The organism is Micromonospora sp. NPDC049089, from assembly GCF_040648775.1.
Classification (GTDB): domain Bacteria; phylum Actinomycetota; class Actinomycetes; order Mycobacteriales; family Micromonosporaceae; genus Micromonospora.
In genome coordinates this window covers 1-24,422 of the sequence record NZ_JBEZEH010000101.1, presented here as the reverse complement: position 1 = coordinate 24,422, position 24,422 = coordinate 1, and the positions used below count along the sequence as shown (strand labels likewise).

The following is a 24,422-nucleotide window of genomic DNA, read 5'->3' as shown; positions in this document are numbered from 1 at the left end:
GGTGCTGCTCAATACGGTCCTGGTCGTGCTGCTCCAGGTACGTGTGAGCCGGGGCGTACCCGACGGTGGTCTTCGACGCGTAGGTCAGCAGCTTGGCGGTGATGTCCAGGACCTGACGCGCCTGGGGGGTCTTCCAGACACCTTCGGAGTACGTCATGGCGTCCTTGTAGAACTGCTCACCGCCGACGTCAGCGAGCAGCGCGAAGAAGAACGAGTCCAGGTAGCCGGCGGTCGGGTACGTGAACAGCGCAATGCCCTCGGCCTTGGCGGCGTCGCCGAGCTTGAACATGTCGTCCCAGGTGGTCGGGACCTGCCAACCCTTCTGCGCGAAGAGGCCCTTGTTGTAGACCAGGCCGGTCGGCGCGTAGTACATCGGCATCAGGTAGGTCTTGTCGTCGTTGTACGGGTTGGTGTTGAGGTTGCCGACGATCCCGTCGGCGAGCTTGGACCGCACGGTGGACTGTTCGTCCGGCACTGTCATGTCCAGGACTCCGGTGAGGTCCTCCAGCGCCTTGTCCTTGACCAGCGTCTCGGCGAGCGCGGCCTTGCGGCCCTGAGGCAGCACCACGACGTCGGGGAACTTGCCAGCCTTCATGTTGGGGCTGATCTCGTCCTCAAGGGTCTTCGAGAGCTGTAGCTGAACGTCCACGTCGGGGTGCTTCGCCCGGTAGGCCTCGACGACCTGGAGGTACATGTCCCGGCCGTAGCCGCCCTCGAAGGCGGCGACCTTCAGGGTCTTCTTACCGTCGGCGCTGTCGTCGCCTCCGGAACAACCCGCGAGCAAACTGATCGCTGTCGCTGCGGCGACAGCCAGGACGATGGGTTTTCTCAACATGGGGGTGGTCCTCCGTGGGCGGGTGCGCACAACGGTGCGGGAGTTGACGGCGTGCACGAGGCGCGGTCCGCTAGATCACTGAGGTGGGCCGCGCGTTGTTACTGTGGCACCCGTAACATGACCCGTCAAGAACGATCTACCGACGGCACGACGGTTAGTGGGTCCGCGGCGCCGCTGTGGACTCCCGGACGATCAGGGTCGCCGGCGTCAGCGATTCGCCCTCTGCGTGGGTGTCGAGCAGGAGTGCGACCGCGGCCGACCCGGAGCGGTAGAAGTCCTGGCGAACGGTGGTGAGCGGTGGGTGGCAGTAGGAGGCCAGCTCGATGTCGTCCACGCTCACGATCGACACGTCCTGCGGCACCGACCGCCCGCGCTCCCGCAGCGCCTTGATCACACCGAAGGCCATCTCGTCACTGGCCACGAAGACGGCGGTGACCTCGGGAATCATCGCGAGAACCTGCCCCAGGCGGTAGCCCGACTCGGGTGACCAGTCGCCCTCCAGGGCTGGCGGCGCGTCGATCCCGGCGGCGGCCAGGCACTCCTGCCAGCCCTGCCGACGCTGCCGTGCCTCGATCCACTCATCCGGCCCGGCCACGTGCCACACCTGGCGGTGCCCCAGGTCCAGCAGGTGTTGGGTCGCCGCGCGCCCCGCCTCGTGCTGGTCGATGCCCAGCACCCGCGCGCCGGTGGTGCGCGAGCCGTCCACCGTGACGGTCGGGATGTCCCGGGTGATGTCCTCCATCCGTTGGGTCACGGAGATCAGCGGGACCGCGATGATGATGCCGTCGACACCCTGATCAGACAGCTTGAGCAGGGATTTCTCCATCAACGCGGTGTCCAGCTCGGCGATGGTCGCGATGCTCACCGAGTAGCCCGCCTGACCGGCCGCGGCCTCCACCCCGGCGGTGACCCCCGAGCGGGAGTAGTACCCGCCGGCCTGGAGCAGGACCAGGCCGAGGGTGAAGCTCCGCCCCGAGGAGAGCAGCCGCGGGGCGCCGTTGTACCGGTATTTGAGCTGCTCGACCGCGGTGAGCACGCGACGTCGGGTCTCCGCGTTGACGTTCGGCGAGTCGCGCAGCGTGCGCGAGACCGTCTGCGCGGACACACCGGCGGCGCGTGCCACGTCGGTCATGCTCGGCTGCTTGCCACGCATCGTCGCCTCGGTCATCCGCCCCGCCCTCCTGAGAACCCGGTACGGCGGCATCCTAGCGCCATTGTTACAGATGGCACGGGTAACATAGGCTTCCGCCATGATCGAGACGAACCGGCCGGGCAACACAGTGACACCGTCGACCACGCCCTCGCCCGCGCTCGGCTGGAGCGACAGTCAGCTCCACCGGCACGGCGTCCCGCACCGCATCCTCTCCGGCGCCCTGCACTACTTCCGGGTCCACCCGCAGCTGTGGCGCGACCGGATCCGGCGGCTGGCCGACCTCGGCCTCAACACCCTCGACACGTACGTGCCCTGGAACTTCCACCAGCCGCACGCGGGCCGCGCGCCGCGCTTCGACGGCTGGCGCGACCTTGAGGCGTTCATCGCACTCGCCGGTGAAGAGGGCCTCGACGTCGTCCTGCGTCCCGGCCCGTACATCTGCGCGGAGTGGTCGAATGGCGGCCTGCCAGCCTGGCTCACCGCCCGCGACGTGGTCCTGCGCAGCTCCGATCCGGCGTACACCGGGCCGGTCGAACGTTGGTTCGACGAGCTGATCCCCCGCATCGCGCGGCAACAGACGCATGCCGGCGGGGCGGTCGTGGCGGTGCAGGTCGAGAACGAGTACGGCAGCTACGGCGACGACGGGGCGTACCTGCCCTGGATTCGCTCCGCCCTGCTCGAGCGCGGCATCACCGAACTGCTGTTCACCGCCGACGGCCCGACCGAGCTGATGCACGACGCGGGCACGGTGCCGGGGACGCTCGCCGCGGCCACCCTCGGCTCGAAGCCCGAGGCCGCCCGTGCCCTGTTCGCCAAGCGCCGGCCCGACGAACCATTCGTGGTCGCCGAGTACTGGAACGGCTGGTTCGACCACTGGGGCGAGCGGCACCACGTCCGCTCGGTGGACAGCGCCGTCCGCACCTTCGACGCCATCATCGGCGAGGGCGGAAGCGTCAGCCTCTACATGGCACACGGCGGCACCAACTTCGGCCTGTGGGCCGGTGCCAACGCGGACCGAGGCCGGCTTCAGCCCACCATCACCAGCTACGACTCCGATGCGCCGATCGCCGAGGACGGAACACTGACCGCCAAGTTCCACGCCATGCGCGCGGCCCTCGGCGCGACCGGGCAGCTGCGAGTGCCCGAACGGATGCCGGTGCTCCCGCCGACGCAGGTGCCGCTGACCCACCGCGCCGACCTGATCAGCGGCCTGCGCGCCGTGCGCACGCCGGAGTCGACCGGCCCACGGCCGGCCACCTTCGAGCAGCTCGGCCTGGACGCCGGGATGGTGCTGCTCACCGCTCACCCGAAAATCCCCACGGGCGCGCACACCATCGTCTTCACCGACGTACGTGACCGGGCGATCGTCCTCGCCGACGGCGTACCGATCGGTGTCGCCGACGCCGAGCATCCGGAGATACCCATCAACGGCACCGGCGCGGCCGTGCGCCTGGAGATCCTGGTGGAGAATCTCGGCCGGATCAACTACGGCCCACTGGTCGGCCAGCACAAGGGTCTGCTCGGGCCGGTGCTCGTCGACCGCCGGATCGTGCACGGCTGGACCAGCTCGCCGATCGCCCTGGCCGAGTGGACACCGGACGACCTGCGCCTCGCCACCGCTGCCGGACCGGCCAGCACCGGTGCCGGCTTCGCGGTGGCGAGGATGCACATCGAGGAGCCGGCCGACACCTTCCTCGCACTGCCCGGCTCGGTGCACGGCCTGGTCTGGGTCAACGGATTCCTGCTCGGCCGCTACTGGGACATCGGCCCGCAGGTGACGCTCTACTGCCCCGCGCCACTGCTGCGGACCGGCGAGAACACGATCGTCGTACTGGAGACCGACCGCCTCGGCCCGGTCCTGGAGCTGCGCGACCAGCCCGAGCTGGGCCCCACCGAGGAGTACGTGGAGGAGTTCGAATGACCGTCTGACCGCCCCGGTCGCCCGCCGTGCGAGCGGGCGACCGGGGCCCGACAGGCCGGTCAGGCGCGCTTGCGGCGACGCTTCAGCAGGAGGACCCCCACGCCGGCCGCCAGCAGGACGGCACCGCCGGCGGCGGCGAGCGGCAGGGTGGTCGAGCGGCCGCCGGCGGCGGTGAGCTCTGCGGAGCCGAGCTCACTGATCGCGCGGTGGAGCGGATTGCTTGCCGCCGTGGGGGTGACGTGCCGCGAGGGCCGGACCGGTTCCCCTCCGGTCCGGCCCCCGCGATCAGGTCCGCGTCAGGCGCGGAGTCTGCGCTGCCGGACGACCAGCAGCAGGGCCGCGCCGAGGAGCACCGCCAGCACGCCGGCACCCATCCAGAGTCCGGCCGGGAACGACGTTCCGGTAACCGGGAGCTTGCCCTTCACCGGAATGGTGATCGTGGACTCGGGTGAGATCGGCGCCGGTCCGTCCGGCGGAGTGCCGGTTGCCGTCGCTGTGTTGCGCAGCGACCCGTGGTGGTAGTCCGCCTTGCTGACCGTGTACGTCGCCGTGCAGGTCACGGCCGCGCCAGCGGCGAGGGTGACGGTGCCGTTCGGCGTCCGCTCCGGACTGCAGGTGATCGGGCCGAGGTTGGCCGCCGAGGCCGGTGCGGTCAGGGCGTCGGTGATCGTCACGCCGGTCAGCGGCACCTGACCGGTGTTGGTGACCACGAACTGGAACGGCACGTGCTGCCCCGGCCGGACGATCTTGTTGGTGCTGCTCGACTTCACCACCGTGATCGCTGCGCCCCGGGTGGCCGTGACCTCTGCTGAGGCCGGCGCGGAGCGTACCGGTGCGGGTGGCTCCTGGCCGGGAATGGTCGGGGGCGTGCCGACCGCGACCGCGGTGTTGGTGATCCGGCCGGTCTCGATGTCCGCGGCGGTGACCGCGTAGGTCGACGTGCAGGTGGTGCTTTCCCCGGCGGCCAGGGTGACAGTGCCGTTGGCGACCGGCGGCGTGCCGCAGGTGATGGCCCCGGGCGTCCCGGTGCCGGAGAAGTCCGTCTCGTCGACCGTCACCGCGCTGAGCGACGTGGTGCCGGTGTTGCTCACCACGAACCGGTACGTGACCACGTCACCGGCCGCGGACACCACCGTGGGCGTCACCGACTTGGTGATGGCGATCGCCGGGTGCGGGATCGGGATGTCCACCGGCGACGGCGGGGAGACCGGCGGCGGCCCGAACGGCGGCGTACCGGTGGCCGTGGCCACGTTGCGCAGCGACGAGCCGGTGAAGTCCTCGGCGGTCACCGTGTAGGTCGTCCGGCACTGGATGGAGGCGCCCGGCGACAACGTCACCGCGCCGTTCGGGATGTTGTCTGGACCGCAGGTGATCGGCCCGAGCACGCCGCGGACGGACGGCGGCAGCACAGTGTCGTTGACTGTCACGTCGGTGAGGGTGAGACCGCCGCTGTTGACGACCAGGAAGGTGTACGGCACCTGCTGACCCGGCGCGGCGATCGCCACCGTGGTGGTCGCCTTGATCACCTCGATGTTGGCGACGAGCCCGGACTGCGGGATGGTCAGTGACGACGGCGGGGAGTCGACAGGCGTACCCCCGCCCGGCGGTGTGCCGTGCGCGGTGGCGACGTTCGTGACGCCGTCGTTGTCGAGGTCGGCCTGGGTGACCGTGTAGGTGGCGGTGCAGGTGGTGCTCGCCCCAGGGGCGAGGGTGGTGGCGGCGCAGGTGATCGGGCCGAGGTCGGCGTTCGACGACGGCGGGGTCTGCACGTCTGTCACGTTGACGTTGGTCAGCGTGAGCCCACCGTTGTTGACCACGTGGAACCGGTACGGGACCTGCTGCCCGACCCTATCGATCAGCACGGTGGTGGAGGTCTTCACCACCTGGATGCTGGCGACGATCCCCGCGTCCGGGATGGTCAGTGTCGCCGGCGCCGAGTCGATGGGCGTCTCACTGCCGGGCGGTGTGCCGTGTGCGGTGGCGACGTCGGTGACCCCGTTGTTGTCGAGGTCGGCCTGGGTGACGGTGTAGGTGGCGGTGCAGGTGGTGTTCGCGCCGGGCGCGAGGGTGGTGGCGGCGCAGGTGATCGGCCCCAGGTCGGCGTTCGACGACGGCGGAGTCTGCACGTCTGTCACGTTCACGTTGGACAACGTCACGGTGCCGGTGTTGGCCACCAGGAACCGGTAGGGCACCTGCTGCCCGACCGTGTTGATCGAGACGGTGGTGGACGACTTCAGCAGCGAGATCGACTGGATCAGGTCTGCCGCCGGGATGGTCAGCGTCGAGGGTGCCGAGTCGATGGGCGTCTCACCGCCGGCCGGTGTGCCGTGTGCGGTGGCGACGTTGGTGACCTCGTCGTTGTCGAGGTCGGCCTGGGTGACGGTGTAGGTGGCGGTGCAGGTGGTGGTCGCGCCCGGTGCCAGGGTGGTGGCGGCGCAGGTGATGGGGCCGAGGTCAGCGTTCGACGACGGCGGGGTCTGCACGTCTGTCACGTTCACGCCGTTGAGCGTCACGCCGCCGGTGTTGGCGACCAGGAACCGGTAGGGCACCTGCTGGCCGACGCTGCTGATCTGCGTGGTGGTGGACGACTTCACCAGTGAGATGCCGGGGACGACCACGTCGCTCGGAATCGTCAGCGTCGCGGGCGGCGACTGCACGGGCGGCCGACCGCCGGGCGGTGTTCCCTGCGCTGTCGCGCTGTCCCGGACCGAGCCGAAGTCCAGGTCGGCCTGGGTGACGGTGTAGGTGGCGGTGCAGGTGGTGGTGGCGCCGGGCGCGAGTGTGGTGGCGGCGCAGGTGATGGGGCCGAGGTTGGCGTTCGACGACGGCGGGGTCTGCACGTCGCTCACGTTCACGCCGGTGAGGGTGAACCCGCCGGTGTTGACCACGTCGAACCGGTACGGGACCTGCTGCCCGACAGTGGTGATCGACGTGGTGGTGGACGACTTCAGGATCGCGATGGAGGCGACCAGACCGCTTTCCGGAATGGTGAGCGTCGCTGGCGTCGAGTCGACAGGGGCGCCGCTGGGCGGGGTGCCGTGTGCGGTGGCGACGTTGGTGACGCCGTCGTTGTCGAGGTCGGCCTGGGTGACGGTGTAGGTGGCCGTGCACAGGGTCTGCGCGCCGGGCGCGAGGGTGGTGGCGGCACAGGTGATGGGGCCGAGGTTGGCGTTCGACGACGGCGGGCTCTGCACGTCGGTCACGTTCACGCTGGTGAGGGTGAACCCACCGGTGTTCAGCACGTGGAACTGGTACGGCACCTGTTGGCCGACAGCAGTGATCGACGTGGTGGTCGAGGTCTTCACGATGGCGATCGACGCCAGCAGCCCGGCCTCGGGGATGGTCAGCGTCGAGGGCGGCGACGTGACCGGCGTACCGCCGCGGGGCGGGGTGCCCCGCGCGGTGGCGACGTTGGTGACCCCGTCGTTGTCGAGGTCGGCCTGGGTGACTGTGTAGGTGGCGGTGCAGGTGGTGCTCGCGCCCGGTGCCAGGGTGGTGACCGGGCAGGTGATGGGGCCGAGGTTGGCGTTCGACGACGGCGGGGCCTGCACGTCGGTGACGGCGACGTTGGTCAGGGTCAGGCCGCCGGTGTTGGCGACCAGGAACCGGTACGGCACCTGCTGCCCGACCGTGGTGATCGACGTGGTGGGGGACGACTTGACCACTGTGACGGCGGCGGTGAGCGCCTGCGCCGGGATGGTCAGGGAGTTCGGGTCGGAGACGACAGGTGGACCGGTCGGTGGGCTGCCCTGGGCGGTGGCGACGTTGGTGACGCCGCCGTTGTCCAGGTCGGCCTGGGTGACGGTGTAGGTGGCCGTGCAGGCGGTCTGCGCGCCGGGCGCCAGTGTGGTGGCGGCGCAGGTGATCGGGCCGAGGTTGGCGTTCGACGACGGTGGGGTCTGTACGTCGGTGACGGAGATGGTGGTCAGCGGGACGCCGCCGGTGTTGACCACGTGGAACGAGTACGGCACCTGCTGGCCGACGCTGGTGATCAGCGGGGTGGTCGACGACTTGATCAGGGCGATGTCAGCCGGGGTGGCACCCTCGCAGGCGAGCGTGGTGCTGAACGGGAAGTAGTGGATCTCGCCGCCGCGGTGGTCCAGTGTACGGGTGATGACGCTGCCCTCGGTGTTGCTGGAGGAGAGGTCGGTGAGGCTGGCGTTGGGGGCGTAGATGGTGCCCTCGACGGTGGCGGCGTTCGGGGTGAGGGTGAGCGCGGTGGCGGTCGGGAAGTTGAACAGGACGTAGCGCGCCTGCGGCCCGCCGATCCCGGCGAAGTTCGGGGCGGTCCAGGCGAACGTGTTGCCGACGCCGCTGGTGTCCACGTTGACCAGCAGTGGCGTGGCGGCGGTCGGCTGGCTCGCGAAGGTCAGGATCTGGATGTTGGCCAGGTCGGCGGCGCTCAGGTTGAGCACGTTCGTCACGCCCGGGGTCAACGTGACGACGGCGTTGCTGCCCGGCGGGATCGGTCGGGGCAGCACGTCACCGTTCGGCGTCCGCAGCACGACCGTGTTGTCGCAGGTGGCGAGGCCGGCCGTGGTGTTCCGGAAGGAGGCGAACGCGCCGGCGAAGTTGATCGGCGAGGTCGGCCCGACGCTGGGGACCGGCTGCCGGGTGACCAGCTCCACCCGGGGTGAGGCGTCGTAGTCGTTCGTCGGCAGGATCCGGGTGTTGACCTGGGCGCCGTTGTTGTCGATGTTGCGGACGAAGGCGCCGGTCAGGTTGCCGACCTTGGCGTAGCCGTTGGAGAGCACCTGGAGGCGGCTGCCGCCGACGCTGCCGGCGAAGTTGACCCGTCCACCCACGACCAGGGCGCTGGGGTTGGCGTCGCCGGGCACCACGAACGATCCGGCGGTCACCCCGGCGAGCTGGTAGTTGCCGAGGGTGAGGTCACCGCCGACGGCGAGGGTTCCCTCGTTCTCGTCGTTGTTCACAGTGGCGTTGCCCTCGGTCATCACGCCGAAGCTCAGCGCCCCGGCGACCGGGTCGACCGGCCCGACGGCCTCGTCGACTGCGGCCAGCACCGGGTTGATCCGGTCGGGGCCAGCCGGCACCAGCAGACAGTTGAGCGCCAGCACACCTGCGGCAGCTGTCAGCGCCGTCGCCCGTGACCTGCGGCTACCCCACCACGAAATCCTCATCACGCCCCCGTTGGTTCGCATGTGCCAGGGGAGCTTATAGGGGCAAAAACACCGTTATGCCGGTTTTGTCTGAATGGTGGATGGGCTGGGCGAGCTTCGAACTGTGCGTACCGAACTTCCGTGTTTATGATCGACAACCCCCGACCGGGGGCCCGACACGGCCGATCGATTCGGCCCCGGAGCAGAGCTGAGGTGCGCGACGGTGATCCGCGAGGCGTCCGCCTGCTGGGTGCGCGAACCCGGCGTGGCCGAGATCCAGCCGGTGTCACTGACCGCCCCGGGCCCCGACGAGGTGCTGGTCCGGGCACGCTACTCCGGGGTCAGCCGGGGCACCGAGACGCTGGTCTTCGCCGGCCGGGTGCCCGCCGACCAGTACGCCACAATGCGCGCGCCGTTTCAGGAGGGCGAGTTTCCCGGCCCGGTCAAGTACGGCTACCTGAGCGTCGGTGTCGTCGAGCAGGGCCCGCCGGAGCTGCTCGGGCGAACGGTGTTCTGCCTGCACCCGCACCAGAGCGCGTACGTCGTGCCGGTGAGTGCCGTGGTGCCGGTGCCGGAGGGGGTGCCGGCCGCCCGAGCGGTGCTCGCCGGCACTGTGGAGACCGCCGTCAACGCGCTGTGGGACGCCGCGCCGCTGGTCGGCGACCGCGTCACCGTCATCGGCGCGGGCATGGTGGGCTGCTGCGTCGCGACGCTGCTGGCCCGGTTCCCCGGCGTGCACGTCGAGTTGGTCGACACCGACGCGCGCAGGGCCGGCGTGGCCGGAGCCCTCGGTGTCGACTTCGCCAGCCCGGCCGACGCCCGCGGTGACCGGGACCTGGTCGTGCACGCCAGCGCCACCGCCGCCGGCCTGCAACAGTCGCTGGACCTGCTCGCCCCGGAGGGCACGGTCATCGAGCTGAGCTGGTACGGCGACCGCCCGGTGCAGGTGTCGCTGGGCGGGGCGTTCCACTCCCGTCGACTCAGCGTCCGCAGCAGCCAGGTCGGCATGGTGGCACCCGCCCGACGGGGACGGCGCAGTTACGCCGACCGACTGGCGCTCGCCCTGGACCTGCTCGACGACCCGGCCTTCGACGCGTTGATCACCGGCGCGTCGCGCTTCGCGGAGCTGCCCGACGTGCTCGCCAGACTGACCTCGGGCGACCTGCCCGCGCTCTGCCACCTCATCACCTACGAAGACGGAGAGTGACAGTGTTCAGCGTGACCGTTCGGGACCACATGATGATCGCCCACAGTTTCCGAGGCGAGGTGTTCGGGCCCGCCCAACGCCTGCACGGCGCGACGTTCGTCGTCGACGCGACGTTTCGCCGGCCCGACCTGGACGCCGACGGGATCGTGGTGGACATCGGCCTGGCCACCGAGCAGCTGCGGGCCGTGCTCAGCGAGCTGACCTACCGCAACCTCGACGACGAGGCGGCCTTCGCCGGAGTGAACACCACCACGGAGGTGCTGGCCCGTACGGTCGCGGACCGGCTGGTCGAGCGGGTGCACGCCGGTGAGCTCGGCGCCGGGGCGCGTGACCTGAGCGGCATCACTGTCACCCTGCACGAGTCGCACATCGCCTGGGCGAGCTACGAGCGGTCGTTGTGACCGATGCGGGCCGGGCGGTGCACGTCGTCCTGCCCGGTGACATCGACGATCCGGCCACGCCCAGCGGCGGCAACTCCTACGACCGGCGGATCTGCGCGGGGCTGGGCGAGCGCGGCTGGTCGGTGCGCGAGCATCCGGTGCCCGGCGCGTGGCCGCACCCCGACCCGGCCGACCGGGCGACGCTGGGCGCGGTGCTCGCCGCCGCGCCCGACGACGCCGTGGTGCTGATCGACGGCCTCATCGCCTCGGCCGTGCCGGACCTGCTCGCCCCGCACGCCCGTCGGCTGCGCCTGGTGCTGCTGGTGCACCTGCCGCTGAACGACGAGCCGGAAGCCCGCGCCCTGGCCACCGCCCGGGCCGTCGTCACCACCAGCGAGTGGACCCGCCGCGCCCTGTTGGCCCGCCACCCGGCCCTCGCCGGCCGGGTCCGGGCCGCGCCGCCCGGGGTGCGGCCCGCGCCGCCCACGGTCGGCTCGGTGGCCGGCGACCGGTTGCTCTGCGTCGCGGCGGTCACCCATCACAAGGGGTACGACGTGCTGGTCGACGCGTTGGCCACGCTGGTCGGCAGGTCCTGGACGATGGTCTGCGCGGGCTCTCTGGCCCGGGAACCGGATCTCGTGCACCGGCTGCGCGACAGGTTGACCGGGGCGGGCCTCACCGAGCGGGTGCGACTGGTCGGCCCGGTGACCGGCGCGGCGTTGGACGACGCCTACGCCGCCGCCGACCTGCTGGTCCTGCCGTCGAGAGGCGAGACGTACGGCATGGTCGTCACCGAGGCGCTGGCCCGCGGCCTGCCGGTGGTGACCACCGAGGTGGGCGGGCTGCCGGAGGCGCTCGGTCACGCGCCCGACGGTGAGCGCCCGGGACTGCTGGTCCCACCCGGTGACCCGGCGGCGCTGGCCGCCGCTCTGATCCGCTGGCTCGACGATGACGGGCTGCGCGCCCGGCTGGGTCGTGCCGCTCTCGCCCGGCGCGACACCCTGACCGACTGGCCGGTGACCACCGCGTTGCTGGCCGGAGTGCTGAAGGAGGTGGCGGAATGACCGCCGAGGAGACCCTGCCGTTCGCCGACTGGCTGCGGTTGCGTGAGCCGGCCGACGCGGCGGCGCGTGCCGAGGACCTGGTGGATGCCGTCCGGGCCCAGCTGACCGGGGACACCGCGACGGTGATCCACGACCTGGGCAGCGGCACCGGGTCGATGAGTCGTTGGCTGGCCGCCCGGCTACCCGGACCTCAGCACTGGGTGCTGCACGACCGGGACGCCGACCTGCTGGCCCGGGCCGCCGAGGGCATGCGGGGGGTGACCGCCGCCGCCGGCGCCCCGGTCACCGTCCACACCCGCTGTGGTGACCTCACCCGGCTGACCGCCGCCGACCTCGCGGACGGTTCCCTGGTCACCGCGTCCGCGCTGCTGGACATGCTCACCGCCGAGGAGGTCGAGCGGGTGGTGGCGGCGTGTGTCGGCCGGCCGGCCCTGTTCGCCATCTCGGTGACCGGGCGGGTCCGGTTCACCCCGGCCGACCCATTCGACGAGGCGGTCGAGGCCGCGTTCAACGACCACCAGCGGCGTACCGTCGAGGGCCGGCGGCTGCTCGGCCCGGATGCCGTCGCCGCCACCGCCGCCGCGTTCGCCCGGCGGGGCGTCGACGTGCGGGAACGGCCCAGCCCGTGGCGTCTCGGCCCGGAACAGGCCGACCTCACCGCCGAATGGTTCCGAGGATGGCTCGCGGCCGCCTGCGAGCAGCGCCCCGACCTGGCCGGACCCGCCCAGGCGTACGCCCGCCGTCGGCTGGCCGACGCGGCGGCCGGCCGGCTCACGGTGCTCGTCGAACACACTGACCTCCTCGCCGGTGGATGAACCGTTCACGCCCTGGGTACGTGGACTAGGGCAAGTGGACGATCTTCAAAGGGGAGGGCCGGCGCCGATGTTCTGGGCCTGGGCACGAGTGGTCGGCGGGGTGGGTCTGCTCGCCGTCCTGCTGTGGCAGGTGGGCACCGGCCCGTTCCTCGCCGGAGTGCGACTGATCGACGCGCCGGCGTTGGCAGCGGCGTTGGTCATCGGTGTGCTCACCACGGTCTGCGCGGCGTGGCGGTGGAGCCTGGTCGCCGGCGGTCTCGGCGTACGCCTGCCACTGGCGACAGCTGTGGCGCACTGTTACCGGGCCGTTTTCCTCAACGCCACACTGCCCGGCGGGGTGCTCGGCGACGTGCACCGCGCGGTACGCCACGGCCGCGACGCCGGTGACGTCAGCCGGGGCATCCGCGCGGTGGTCTGGGAACGTGCCGCCGGGCAGGTGGTCCTGGTCGGGGTCGCGCTGGTGGTGCTCGCCGCCTTCCCGTCCCCGGTCCGCCCGTACCTGCCGGTCGCCGCCGCGTTGCTCGTCGCCGCTGGGCTGGCCCTCGTGCTGGTGGCCCGGCTTCTCCCGAACGGTGGCGGGTCGCGCTGGGCGACGGCACTGCGCACCGCCGTGGCGGACGTACGGTCGGGGCTGCTGGCGCGGCGTACCTGGTTCGGTGTGCTGGTCGCCTCGGCCGTGATGGTCGCCGGTCACCTGGCCACCTTCCTGGTGGCGGCGCGCACCGCCGGGTCGGACGCCCCGCTGTCCCGCCTGCTGCCGTTGACGTTGCTCGCCCTGCTCGCGATGGGCCTACCGTTGAACGTGGCCGGTTTCGGGCCCCGCGAGGGGGTGGCGGCATGGGTGTTCGGCGCGGCCGGTCTCAGCGCGGCCGAGGGCGTCGCCACCGCCACCGTCTACGGCGCGCTGATCCTGGTGGCCAGCCTGCCCGGGGCTGCGGTGTTGCTGGCCCGTCGACGTCGAATTCCGGTCGCCGCCCGGGAAGCCGCCTCCGGCGGCGGATGTTGAGTCGGTTGTGAGACGGTACGCGTCACCGGACGACGGTGGCACCGGACAAAGGAGTCCCATGCCCGAAGCATTGCCCGTTGCCACGATCCGCACGCAGGTCACGGTGCCGCTGGCGTTCCCGGACGGCTACACCACGACGGCCCGGGTGTTCACCTTCAAGGGCCTGGTGGACGGTCGGGAGCACCTGGCCCTCGGCCTCGGCGACTGGGCGGGCGCCCTGGACCGGGTCACCGCCGGGGGAGCAGCCCCGCTGGTCCGCCCGCACAGCGAGTGCCTGACCGGCGACGTGTTCGGCAGCCAACGCTGCGACTGCGGGCCGCAACTGCGCGAGGCGGTGCAGCGGATCGCCGAGACCGGCGGTTTCCTGCTCTACCTCCGCCAGGAGGGCCGGGGCATCGGCCTGTACGCCAAACTCGACGCGTACGCGTTGCAGGACGCCGGGTTGGACACCTACCAGGCCAACGTCGCGCTGGGCCGGGGCGAGGACGAGCGGGACTACACCGTCGCCGCGCAGATGCTCGCCACGTTGGGTGTGCCGCGGGTCCGACTGCTCAGCAGCAACCCGGACAAGGCCGAGCAGTTGACCCGGTTGGGCGTGGACGTCGCCGAACGGGTGCTCACCAGCGTCTTCCTCTCGCCGGCCAACGCGGGCTACCTGGCGGCCAAGGCCGCCAAGGCGGCGGAGGTCGAGGCGGCCGAGGCGGCCGAGGCGGCGGATGTGCTCGCGGGTCGTACTCCTGAGCGGCCCGTCTCCCGATGAGTTGGCGGCCGGGGCCCACGCGGCCGTACGTGCTGCTGAGTTGTGCCGCCTCCATCGACGGGTACATCGATGATGCCTCCGAGCAGCGGTTACTGCTGTCCAACGAGGAGGACCTGGACCGCGTCGACGCGGTTCGGGCCAGCTGCGACGCCATTCTGGTCGGCGCCGGCACCGTCCGACGAGACGACCCTCGGTTGCTGGTGCGCTCGCCGAGCCGCCGCGACGAGCGGGTGGCGGCCGGCCGGCCCGCCTCACCCACCAAGGTCACCCTGACCGCGCAGGGTGACCTCGACCCGACCGCCCGCTTCTTCACCGCCGGTGACTCGGCCCGGCTCGTCTACTGCGCCACGGGCGCGCTGGAGAAGACCGAGGAGCGGGTCGGCCGGCTGGCCACCGTGATCGACGCGGGTGAGCCTGTGGACCCGGGGTGGCTGCTGACCGACCTGGCCGCGCGGGGCGTACAGCGGTTGATGGTGGAGGGCGGCGGGACGGTGCACGCCCAGTTCCTCGCCGCCGGCCTCGCCGACGAACTGCACCTGGTGGTCGCCCCGTTCTTCGTCGGCGACGGTCGGGCGCCCCGGTTCGTGGGGGAGGGTAGCTTCCCCTGGCACCCGGGTCGACGTGCCCGCCTGGCCGAGGCCCGTCAGATCGGCGACGTGGTGCTGCTCCGCTACGCCCTCTCCGACCGCTGCCCCGCCGACCCCATCGGTCGATCATGAGGTTGGCGTTAATCTGTGGCCGGCGGGGGTGGGGTTCCGGGAGGATCTCCGGATGTCCGTAGCGCCTCTGGCCCTCCTGCGCTGGCAGTTCGACCTGACGTGGTCGCTGTTCGAGCACCACCTGGAGCGACTCGATCCCGCTGACTTCCTCTGGGAGCCGGCCACACACTGCTGGTCGGTGCGGCAGAGCACCGACGGCACCTGGACTCCGGACTGGGCCGACACCGAACCCGACCCGGTCCCGGTGCCGACGATCGGCTGGCTCACCTGGCACGTCGGCTGGTGGTGGACAGTGGCGATGGACCATCTCCGGGGTGGATCAGCGCGGCAGCGCACGGCCGTTGTCTGGCCGGGCGCGGGCGAGCCGAGTGTCGCCTGGCTGCGTGGTCTACGCACCGAATGGTTGGAGCTTCTCGACCAGCTCAGCGACAGCGACCTCGACCGCATCGCGACGTTCCCCTGGCCGGACGGGACCGACCACACCGTCACGCACACGATCGGTTGGGTCAACTCGGAGCTGATGAAGAACGTCGCGGAGATCGGTCAGCTCCGGCTGCTCCGCGCCACACGAACCGATCCGGACAGCCCGGCTGCTCGACCGTAGTAGCTTCGTCACACGGAGTGCCGTGACGAAAGTGGAGGCGGCGTGCTCAGTGTCCGGTGTGTCGAGTGCGAGGCCGAACTGCCCGTCGGCCCCGGCCGGGGGCGCCCGCGCCGCTACTGCTCCCGGAGCTGTCAGGCCCGCGCGTACCGGAGACGTCGTGAGCACGGCCCCACCAGCGGCCCGCGTCGGATTCGGGACCTGCCCGCGCCGACCGGCGGCGACCCGCGCCACCGGTTGGTCGCCCTCGCGGTCGAGCTTGCGGACGCCGGCGGCCTGGACGCCGTCTCGCTGCGGGTCCTCGCCCAACGCGCCGGCCTGCCCGCCCACGGCGTGTACCGGCACGTCCGGAACCGGGCCGACCTCCTCGCCGCGATGGCCGAGCGGATCACCGCCACTCATCCGCCCGGCACCGCGCCACTACCGCGCGATCCGCGCCAACGGCTCGAACGGTTGGCCGGGGACGAGTGGGCGATGTACCGCAGCCATCCCTGGCTGCTGGCCATCCTCGCCACCGACCGGCCGCCGACGGGGCCGGCGGTACTCGCCATGGTCGACCGGGTGGTGGCGGCGTTCACCAGCGCCGGATATGCACCGGCCGAGGCGTTCCGCGCCTACCTGGCGCTCAGCGGCTACGTCCAGGGCATGGCCCTGCTCATCCGGCGTGACCCCGGGGACACCACCTACCACGCCTGGTGGTCGGCGACCCGCACCCGGCTGGAGCGGACCGGCCGTACCCGGGACCGACAGTGGCTGGCCGCGGCAGGGCAGACCAGGCCCGACACCGACCTGGACACCTGGTTCCAGTTCGGTCTGCGCGGTCTGCTCGACGGCCTGCTGCACAGCCCCGCTCGGTAGGCTGACCGGCGTGCCGCGACTGGAGACGATCACTCAGGACAATGTGGAGGCCGCGTGCCGGGTGAGCGTGCGGCCCGACCAGGAGAAGTTCTCCTCTCCGGTCGCCTGGTCCCTCGCCGAGGCGTACGTGCAGCCCGAGATCGCGTGGCCGCGTCTGATCGTCGAGGATGACGAGATCGTCGGCTTCCTGATGGGCTTCTTCGACATCGTGTGGGATCCGGCCCAGTCGGACGACAGGCGCTCGGGCCTGTGGCGGCTGAACATCGCCGCCGAGCACCAGGGCCGGGGGTACGGCCGCTTCGCGGTACAGGCCGTCCGCGACGAGGCCCGCCGACGTGGGCACGACCGCGTCTACACGACGTGGAAGCCGGGGCCGGACGGCCCGGAGCAGTTCTACCTGAAACTCGGGTTCCAGCTCACTGGGGAGACCAGCGAGGACGAGGTGGTGGGCGTCCACTCCACCGACTGACCGGACGCCGTCGACCACCCCGGACCGAGTGATCAGCGGTGCGGCGGGGCCTGCGTACGATGCGGGGTCGAGTTCCCCTCGTCGCGGCGGAGGTATCGGGCAATGGCAGGCCAGCACGAGGGTTTCGCCCTCGGCATCGACCTCGGCACGTCCAACACTGTGGCGGTGCTGCGCTGGCCGGACGGGCGGACCCGTCCGCTGCTGATGGACGGTCAACCGCTCAGTCCGTCCGCCGTCTACGCCGACCCGGACGGCACCCTGCACACCGGCTGGGACGCCCGCCGGTTGGCGCAGGCCGACCCGGCCCGGTTCGAGGCGAACCCCAAGCGTCGGGTGGACGAGCCGACAGTGCAGCTCGGTGACCGCGCCTACCCGCCGGCCGAGCTGCTCGCCGCGGTGCTGGCGACGGTCGGCCGGGCGGCGGTGAACGCTGTGGGTTTCCTGCCGCCGGCAGTGGTCACCTGCCCGGCCGCGTGGGACGCGACGCGGCGGCAGGTCCTCGCCGACGCGCTGCTGCGGGCGGGCTGGCCGCAGGCGGCAGAGCACACCCTCGCCGGTCCGACGCCGCCCGGCACCCGGCTGCTGCGGGAGCCGGTGGCCGCCGCCCGGTACTACACGCAGGTGCTGCACCGTCCGGTGCCGGTCGGTGGGGCGATCGCGGTGTTCGACTTCGGTGGCGGGACGCTCGACGTCGCCGTGCTGCGCAACGAGGGCGCGGACCCCTGGGGCGACTCAGGCTTCAGCGTGGTCGCCGACGGTGGCCTGCCCGACCTGGGCGGTCTGGACCTCGACGCCGCGCTGGTACGGCGGGTCGGCGAGTTGGTCGGTGAGCGGCACGCCGGGCAGTGGGACCGGCTCACCCGACCGGCTGATCCGGCGCAGCGCCGCGACCAGGTCCGGCTCTGGGACGAGGTACGTGGTGCGAAGGAAACCCTGTCCCGGTCTGCTGTCGCCCCGGTCGCGGTGCCCGGTGTGGCCGAGACGATCCAGCTGACCCGGGCGGATGTCGAGCGGGTGGCCACGCCGCTGCTGCGCAGGGCGGTGCAGCGGGCCCGGGAGGTCATCGCCGCCGCCGGGCTGCGCCCCGATCAGCTCGACGGGCTGTTCCTCGTGGGCGGGTCGTCACGGATCCCGCTGGTGGCCCGCATGCTCCACGCCGAGCTGGGGATCGCGCCGACGGTGCTGGACCAGCCCGAGTTGCCGGTGGCCGAGGGTGCCCTGACCGACCTGCCGCTGCGCAAGCCGCTCCCCGCGTACGCGGGCCTGCCGCTCGCACCACCCGCGCCCTCTTCGGTGAGCCCGCCCGCGCCGCGCCCCGTGAGCCCGCCGATGCCGAGCCCCGTCAGCCCGCCCGCCCCGGCCGGAGCCCTCGCGCCGGTCGTACCGTCGCAGCCCTGGCCGGGATCCACCCCGCCGGCGGGCCCGCCCCCGGGGCCGGGCCTGGCCGGCGCCACCCCGACCCCGCCGGCCGGCGCGACCCGCTGGCCTCGGGCGCGCTGGGTGGTTCTCGGCGCGGTGCTGGCCCTGGCCGGGGTGGCCACCGCGGCGACGCTCTACCTGACCCGGGACCGCTACCCGAACCTGGAGTTCGCCTCGCTGCGCGAGCTGTCCCGCCTGTCAGCCGGCACCGAACGGCCGCTCGACATGTGGACGGCGGTGCTCGACGACCGGGCCTACCTGGCGTTTGCGCTGCCGGACGACCGGCTGGAGGTGGTGGCCGTCGACGCGGGCAACGGCCGCGAGTTGTGGCGCGAGCAGACCGACGTGCGGGCCAACGACTGGGAGGCGATCATCGCCGTCCCCGGGGCGGTCGCGGTCCTCGCCGACGCGCCGGGCGACAGCACCCCCCGACCGCTGGCCGTCCTCGACGGCCGCACCGGCGAGCAGCGCTGGCAGCGCGTTCTGCGTGGTGACGACGACGTCTACTTCGCCGACGACACGGCGGTGCTGGTGGACCGGACCGCCGACGAACTGGTCGGTCTGCGCCTGACCAACGGCTCGGCGAAGTGGACCGAGCCCAACCCCCGCGGCCAGTACGCCGGCGGCCGTACCGTGGTCCGACCGGTCGGCACCGACGCGGCGGCGGGCGGGCCGGCCTTTCTCGACGGCACGCCCCGCAACCCGTGGGCGAGCAAGGGGCGGCGACTCGTCCAGGTGGGTGCGGACCGGTCGGTGCGGCTGCTCGACATGGCATCCGGCGCCGTGCTGCGCCAGTGGGGCAGCGTCGCCGACCCCGATGACCTGGTGGTCGCCCACGAGGACCGCCTGTACGTGGCCGCCAACGAGGGTGGTTACCAGCTGCTCGCGTACGACCTGAACTCCGACGCCGAGCCGGTGGTGCTGCACCGCTCCGGCAACGACGAGTACCGCCCGAAGGAACTGGTGGCCTGCGGTGAGCGGCGGGCCTGCCTGTTGCAGGTGCCGAACAATGACGTCGCGCGCACCGAGGTGGTGGCGGTCACCGAAGGCGAGCGCATGATCAGCTGGCCGGCGCCGGGCGTGACCGGTCTAATCCCGTTGGGTGAGCAGGTGCTCGCCCAACGGGAGCTGCCGGAGCCGACCGTCACCGTCTTCGACGCCGCCGGCAAGCCCGTGCTGCGGGACCGGGGCGGGGTGGCGGTCCGCCTGGACGCGGGCAACCTGCTGGTCTTCGCCAAGGCGCCCAGCGTGGTCGCTGACAACCGGGTGCTGGCCGGGGTGTGGGCCGAGTCCGGGGAGGTCGACGAGTTGGGTGAGCTGAAGGACGTCCGTAGCTCCTCCTGCTCGTGGAACACCAGTGTGATCGCCTGCGGCGCGGAGAAGGACTTCGTGCTGTACCGCTTCACCGACGACTGACGTCGACGGCCCACCGGTCGGCTCGTACGATGCTCCGGTGAATCTTCGAGGTACGGTCCGCGCCGATCGTCCGCTGGTGGTTCTTGCCGTGGGGGAGGAGGCCCGCTACCTGCCGCCCGAGCTTCCGGTCCTGCTCACCGGCATGGGCAAGGTGAACGCCGCCAGCGCGGTGGCCGCGGTGCTGGCCGCCGGGCCGCGCCCCGCCCTGCTGCTCAACCTGGGTACGGCGGGCGCGTTGCGCCCCGGGTTGGTCGGCATCCACGAGGTCGCCACGGTGCTCCAGCACGACCTGGACACCGACCTGCTGCGCACGCTCACCGGCGAGACCTACGGGGCGCCGCTGACGTTGGCCGCCGAGGGCGCGGTGCTCGCGACCGGTGACACCTTCGTGGCCGACGACGCGGAGCGGGACCGGTTGGCGCAGCGCGCCGACCTGGTCGACATGGAGGGGTACGCGGTGGCGTGGGCCGCGGCGCAGGCCGGCGTGCCGTGCCGGCTGGTCAAGCAGGTAAGCGACGAGGCGGGCGACGGCGCGGCCCGGAGCTGGCAGGAGTCGGTGGACGCGTGCGCCCGGGACCTCGCCGAGTGGGCCGCCCGACACGTCGCCTGAGTGAGCAGGGTCAGTCGCCGGATTGTCGAAACCGCAGGCCCGGCGTGGTCTCCCGGGCCGCCCCGGGGAGCAGGACGTGAGCCGCCAGCCCCAGCCCCACGACCACGGTGACCAGCACCGGCGGCCAGTGGCCGGCCCAGGGCAGCACCAGCAGCGGCAGGATCAGGCAGCTCAACCGCCACCACGGCATCTTCGTCGACACGAGCAGGGTGAACAGCGCGCGGCCGACCACGAACAGGATCGGGCCGCCGATGATCAGCAGGAGCCACCGCGCCGGTGTCGTCCCGGTCGGCCGCGAGACGACCAGGTCGAACGCCGCCGCCGTGCCGACCACGCCGGCCAGCATCACCAGATGGGTGTACGGGGCCACCCGCGTCGGCCGGCCCGCCCTCGCCCCGGCTTCCAGCAACTCGCCGGCCCGGAAGACGTAGACCTGCCACATCAGCAGCATGAGGCCGAAGGCGCAGAACAACGCGGTGACCCGGATGCCGTCGAGATCGGTACGGCTGACCCGCATGGTGGGCACCAGGATGATGTCGCCGAGGGCCAGGATGACGAACTGCTGGTACCGCTCGCCCAGGTGCCCGGTGGTCCGCTCGTACTGGTCGATCGGCACCCGGCCCAGCCGGGGTGTCGGGTAGCGGGCCGCCGAGGAGAGCAGGTCGATCGTGATGGCGATGGTCCAGAGCGGCCAGTTCACGTCGCCGGTCACCCCGCCGGTGATCCAGAAGACGCCGGACACCACGAACCAGAACAGGAACCGGGTGGCCCGGATCGTGGCCGCCCGGTGGCGCTGCCGGAGCAACGTCGTGATCAGGATGATCCCGCGAGAGATGTGCGTACCGACGTACGCGACCGCGAAGATCATCGCGTGCCCGTCGGTGATCATCGGCAGGGACGCCGCCATCCCCACCGAGCCGACCATGGCGATCATCAGAATGGCCTGGATGGGGCGTTGCTGCGGGTCGTAGAACTCGGTGGTGGTGGAGGTGACCGACCAGGTCCACCAGATGGCCGTCAACATCAGCAGCACCTTCGCGCCGCCGGACCAGGAAAGGTTCTCGGTCAACAGCGTCGAGGTCAGCGCGAGGGCCGCCACGAAGACCACGTCGAAGAGCAACTCCAGCAACGTGGCCCGGGTCGACCCGTCCGGCCGGCGTACCAGTGCCGCGGTGCCTCCGGTGCTCATGCCCGGCCTCCCGCCGTGTCTTCGAGGATTATCGGCGGTGCCGGCGCGGCCCGTCCCCGGATCGGCGATTCCCGCCGGTCGGGGAAGCGGGCGGCCGGAGGTTGCCAGGGCGTCGGAGGCCGGGCGATGCTTGACCGCATCCAATAGTTTCGATCTCTTCGGAGGTTCGGATGCGCCGCTACCCGCTGGTCACCCTCGTCCTGACCGCCCTGCTGCTCGTCGCTCCTGGCGCGGCGCAGGCCGCCGTCCCCGACCGGGCCGCCGCGCCCGCCGCCGACCCGACGGCCACGCTGACCGGGGTACGCACCGCGGGCACCGCCTGGGGTCTCGACCCCGCCACCGGCCGGATGACCCTCACCGTGGACGACACAGTGGCCCCCAGCGAGGTGGCCGCGCTGCGGTTGGTGACCGACCGGGCCGGCGTGCTGCTGCGCCGCGAACCCGGAACCCTGCGCCCGCTGATCGCCGGCGGGCAGGGCATCTACGGCGGCGGCGGCGCGCGCTGCTCGCTCGGCGCGAACGCGCGCAGCGGCAGCACCTACTACGTGATCACCGCCGGGCACTGCACCACCGCCGCCGCCACCTGGTACACCGACAGCGCCCAGACCACGGTGCTCGGTACCCGCACCGCAACCAGCTACCCCACCAACGACTACGGGCTGATCCGCTACACCGGCCGGATCGCCCACCCGAGCGCGGTCTACACCTACCCCGGCCTGGTGACTATCAATGGCCCCGGCAGCGCGTACATCGGTCAGGCGGTGTGCCGCAGCGGCAGCACCACCGGCGTGCGCTGCGGCACCGTCACCGGTCTCAACCAGACCGTCAACTACGCCACCGGCGTGATCTACGGCCTGATCCGCACCAACATCTGCGCCGAACCGGGGGACAGCGGCGGACCGCTCTACGTGGCCTCCACCGGCAAAATCCTCGGCATCCTCTCCGGCGGCACCGGCAACTGCACGGCCGGCGGCACCACCTACTACCAGCCGATCGCGGAGGTGTTGGCCGCGTACGGGTTGACGTTGCCCTGACCAGCGGGACACCGCTTGCCCGTCCCGCGCGGGACACCTAGGCTCGGCGACGCCCAGCACCCCCGCCGCGAGGACGTGTGCCCGATGCCGACCGCCCCCCGACCTGACCAGCCGAGTGTCCCGGCCGGCCTTCCGTCGATCGAGGTGGCAGCGGTAGGGGAGACGATGGTGGTGCTCTGCCCCGCGCCGGGTGAGCCGCTGGAGCGCGCCGAGCGGGTCGGCATGTCGGTCGGCGGGGCCGAGTCCAACGTGGCCGGTTACCTGGCCCGCCTGGGACACGTGACGACCTGGGTGAGCCGGGTCGGCGACGACCCTTTCGGTCGGGCCGTCGTCCGGCACGTCGCCGCCGCCGGCGTCCGCGTCGACCAGGTCTGCGTGGACCCGACCGCCCCCACCGGCCTGTACGTCAAGGACCCCGGCCCGGACGGGACCGCCGTGCACTACTACCGGGCCGGTTCGGCGGCCGCCCGGATGGACCCCGCCACGCTGGCGGCCCCGGCGCTGGCCGGTGCCCGGGTGCTGCACCTGTCCGGAATCACCCCGGCGCTCTCCGCGTCCTGCCGGGCGCTTGTCGAGCACGCGGTGACCGACCGGCCGCTGGCGCAGGCGTTGGTCAGCTTCGACGTCAACCACCGGGCCCGACTGTGGTCCGCCGAGCAGGCCGCACCGGTGCTACGCGACCTCGCCAACCGCTGCGACCTCGTCTTCGTCGGGCAGGACGAGGCGGAGACCCTGTGGGGCACCACCGACCCGACCGCCGTACGCGAGGTGTTGCCCGATCCGCAGACGGTGGTGGTCAAGGACGGCGCGGTGGGCGCCACCGCACTGGTCCGCGACGCCGAACCGGTCTTCGTGCCCGCGCCCCGGGTGACAGTGGTGGAGCCGGTCGGCGCCGGAGACGCGTTCGCCGCCGGTTACCTGGCCGGGCTGCTACGCGGCCTCGACCCAGTACGGCGGCTGCGCCTCGGCCACCTCGTCGCCGCCCAGGCGTTGACGAGCAGCGGCGACAACGCCCCCGTACCGCCGTGGACCTGGTTCGAGAAACTCATCGACGCCCCCGCCGACGCCTGGTCGCCGCTCGACCTGACCCAGCCGGGGGCGACGACCTGAGCCGGGCCGCCGGGTTGCGACCCGACCAGCAGCAACAGTCCCACCGCGACATCGGATGGAGTGCACCATGACCGCACCGGACTTCGATCACATCTTCGGCGGCGCCCGGGTGATGGCGATCCTGCGCGGCCTGCCGGTCGCCGAGACCGTTCGGCTCGCCGAGCGCGCCTGGGACCTCGGCATCGACGTGGTGGAGGTTCCGGTGGCCACCGCCGACGCGGTGCCGGCGCTGCGGGCTGCCGTCGAGGCGGGGGCCGAGCGCGACCGGATCGTCGGTGCCGGCACCGTGCTCGACGTCGACCAGGTCGCCGCGGCGGCCGACGCGGGTGCCCGGTTCACCGTCGCGCCCGGCCTGGACCTCGCGATCGCCGACGCCGCCGCCGCACGTGGCCTGCCGCACCTGCCCGGTGTGGCCACCCCGACCGAGGCCCAGCAGGCACTGCGGCACGGCCTCACCTGGCTCAAGGCGTTCCCCGCGATCGCCCTCGGGCCGGCCTGGTTCAAGGCCGTCGCCGGCCCGCTGCCGCAGTTGCGCTTCGTCGCCACCGGCGGCCTGGACGCCAGCAACGCCGACGCGTTCCTGCAAGCGGGCGTACGCGTGGTGGCCGTCGGCTCCGCCCTCTCCGACCCCACCCAGCTAGACGCCCTAGCCAAACTGACCCGCCCCGCCTAACCCCCTCCCTCCCTCCCTCCCTCCCTCCCGCGCCCCCTCCCTCCCGGCGTCGATCTTGCACTT

20 protein-coding genes and 1 pseudogene are annotated in these 24,422 nt (G+C 72.2%); 16 read left to right on the top strand and 5 right to left on the bottom strand.

Annotation, left to right across the window (positions count from 1 at the left end; genetic code table 11):
* The coding region (locus AB0B48_RS18650; RefSeq protein ID WP_357202928.1) for a carbohydrate ABC transporter substrate-binding protein at window positions 1-835 on the bottom strand (835 nt) is incomplete at its 3' end.
* 154 nt (window positions 836-989) lie between these two features.
* Window positions 990-2,003 (bottom strand): substrate-binding domain-containing protein, encoded by a 1,014-nt coding sequence (locus AB0B48_RS18645; protein WP_357202925.1) that lies wholly within the window; start codon window positions 2,001-2,003, stop codon window positions 990-992.
* 82 nt (window positions 2,004-2,085) lie between these two features.
* On the opposite strand from AB0B48_RS18645, the gene AB0B48_RS18640 reads away from it, so the two are divergent.
* Window positions 2,086-3,909, top strand: coding sequence for a glycoside hydrolase family 35 protein (locus AB0B48_RS18640; protein ID WP_357202922.1), 1,824 nt, complete (start codon window positions 2,086-2,088; stop codon window positions 3,907-3,909).
* A 296-nt stretch (window positions 3,910-4,205) separates the two neighbouring features.
* Here AB0B48_RS18640 and AB0B48_RS18635 read toward each other — a convergent pair whose 3' ends face one another.
* A complete protein-coding gene (locus AB0B48_RS18635; protein WP_357202930.1) occupies window positions 4,206-4,679 on the bottom strand; it encodes an LPXTG cell wall anchor domain-containing protein in 474 nt (157 codons plus the stop codon).
* Between the two features lie 3,261 nt (window positions 4,680-7,940).
* Window positions 7,941-9,050 (bottom strand): annotated as a pseudogene (locus AB0B48_RS18630) (choice-of-anchor A family protein); the annotation flags it as partial.
* A gap of 202 nt (window positions 9,051-9,252) precedes the next feature.
* Here AB0B48_RS18630 and AB0B48_RS18625 point away from each other — a divergent pair.
* The 12 genes from AB0B48_RS18625 (at window position 9,253) to AB0B48_RS18570 (ending at window position 20,353) form a co-directional block, all read left to right on the top strand.
* Window positions 9,253-10,236 carry a zinc-binding alcohol dehydrogenase gene (locus tag AB0B48_RS18625; protein WP_357202919.1) on the top strand — a complete coding sequence of 328 codons (984 nt, stop codon included), beginning with the start codon at window positions 9,253-9,255 and terminating at the stop codon, window positions 10,234-10,236.
* A 2-nt stretch (window positions 10,237-10,238) separates the two neighbouring features.
* Complete coding sequence (locus AB0B48_RS18620; RefSeq protein ID WP_357202916.1) at window positions 10,239-10,637, top strand: 6-carboxytetrahydropterin synthase; 399 nt, start codon at window positions 10,239-10,241, stop codon at window positions 10,635-10,637.
* A complete protein-coding gene (locus AB0B48_RS18615) occupies window positions 10,634-11,680 on the top strand; it encodes a glycosyltransferase family 4 protein (protein WP_357202913.1) in 1,047 nt (348 codons plus the stop codon). The genes AB0B48_RS18620 and AB0B48_RS18615 overlap by 4 nt, the downstream gene beginning before the upstream one ends.
* The gene (locus AB0B48_RS18610; protein WP_357202910.1) at window positions 11,677-12,495 is read left to right on the top strand and encodes a class I SAM-dependent methyltransferase; all 819 of its coding nucleotides are present in this window, start codon (window positions 11,677-11,679) and stop codon (window positions 12,493-12,495) included. Before AB0B48_RS18615 ends, AB0B48_RS18610 begins: the two co-directional genes overlap by 4 nt.
* A gap of 67 nt (window positions 12,496-12,562) precedes the next feature.
* Window positions 12,563-13,501, top strand: coding sequence for a lysylphosphatidylglycerol synthase transmembrane domain-containing protein (locus AB0B48_RS18605; protein WP_357202907.1), 939 nt, complete (start codon window positions 12,563-12,565; stop codon window positions 13,499-13,501).
* 58 nt (window positions 13,502-13,559) lie between these two features.
* Window positions 13,560-14,261 carry a GTP cyclohydrolase II gene (ribA, locus tag AB0B48_RS18600; RefSeq protein ID WP_357202904.1) on the top strand — a complete coding sequence of 234 codons (702 nt, stop codon included), beginning with the start codon at window positions 13,560-13,562 and terminating at the stop codon, window positions 14,259-14,261.
* Window positions 14,258-14,980: a dihydrofolate reductase family protein gene (locus tag AB0B48_RS18595; RefSeq protein ID WP_357202901.1), complete on the top strand. Its 723-nt coding sequence runs from the start codon at window positions 14,258-14,260 to the stop codon at window positions 14,978-14,980. Before ribA ends, AB0B48_RS18595 begins: the two co-directional genes overlap by 4 nt.
* A gap of 52 nt (window positions 14,981-15,032) precedes the next feature.
* Complete coding sequence (locus tag AB0B48_RS18590) at window positions 15,033-15,584, top strand: DinB family protein (RefSeq protein ID WP_357202898.1); 552 nt, start codon at window positions 15,033-15,035, stop codon at window positions 15,582-15,584.
* Between the two features lie 42 nt (window positions 15,585-15,626).
* Window positions 15,627-16,439: a TetR/AcrR family transcriptional regulator C-terminal domain-containing protein gene (locus AB0B48_RS18585; protein WP_357202895.1), complete on the top strand. Its 813-nt coding sequence runs from the start codon at window positions 15,627-15,629 to the stop codon at window positions 16,437-16,439.
* 10 nt (window positions 16,440-16,449) lie between these two features.
* Window positions 16,450-16,908 (top strand): GNAT family N-acetyltransferase, encoded by a 459-nt coding sequence (locus AB0B48_RS18580; RefSeq protein WP_357202892.1) that lies wholly within the window; start codon window positions 16,450-16,452, stop codon window positions 16,906-16,908.
* A gap of 102 nt (window positions 16,909-17,010) precedes the next feature.
* Window positions 17,011-19,743, top strand: a complete 2,733-nt coding sequence (locus AB0B48_RS18575; protein ID WP_357202889.1) for an Hsp70 family protein — start codon at window positions 17,011-17,013, stop codon at window positions 19,741-19,743.
* Between the two features lie 37 nt (window positions 19,744-19,780).
* A complete protein-coding gene (locus AB0B48_RS18570; protein WP_357202886.1) occupies window positions 19,781-20,353 on the top strand; it encodes a nucleosidase in 573 nt (190 codons plus the stop codon).
* Window positions 20,354-20,363: 10 nt separating this feature from the next.
* Here the strand turns inward: AB0B48_RS18570 and AB0B48_RS18565 are convergent, their stop codons facing one another.
* On the bottom strand, window positions 20,364-21,542 hold the full coding sequence (locus tag AB0B48_RS18565) for a low temperature requirement protein A (RefSeq protein ID WP_357202883.1): 1,179 nt from the start codon (window positions 21,540-21,542) through the stop codon (window positions 20,364-20,366).
* Between the two features lie 170 nt (window positions 21,543-21,712).
* On the opposite strand from AB0B48_RS18565, the gene AB0B48_RS18560 reads away from it, so the two are divergent.
* From AB0B48_RS18560 to AB0B48_RS18550, 3 genes are all read left to right on the top strand, one after another.
* On the top strand, window positions 21,713-22,576 hold the full coding sequence (locus AB0B48_RS18560) for a S1 family peptidase (protein ID WP_357202880.1): 864 nt from the start codon (window positions 21,713-21,715) through the stop codon (window positions 22,574-22,576).
* A gap of 84 nt (window positions 22,577-22,660) precedes the next feature.
* The gene (locus AB0B48_RS18555) at window positions 22,661-23,686 is read left to right on the top strand and encodes a sugar kinase (RefSeq protein WP_357202877.1); all 1,026 of its coding nucleotides are present in this window, start codon (window positions 22,661-22,663) and stop codon (window positions 23,684-23,686) included.
* Between the two features lie 67 nt (window positions 23,687-23,753).
* Window positions 23,754-24,359, top strand: coding sequence for a bifunctional 4-hydroxy-2-oxoglutarate aldolase/2-dehydro-3-deoxy-phosphogluconate aldolase (locus tag AB0B48_RS18550; RefSeq protein WP_357202874.1), 606 nt, complete (start codon window positions 23,754-23,756; stop codon window positions 24,357-24,359).
* The last annotated feature ends 63 nt before the right edge of the window (window positions 24,360-24,422 follow it).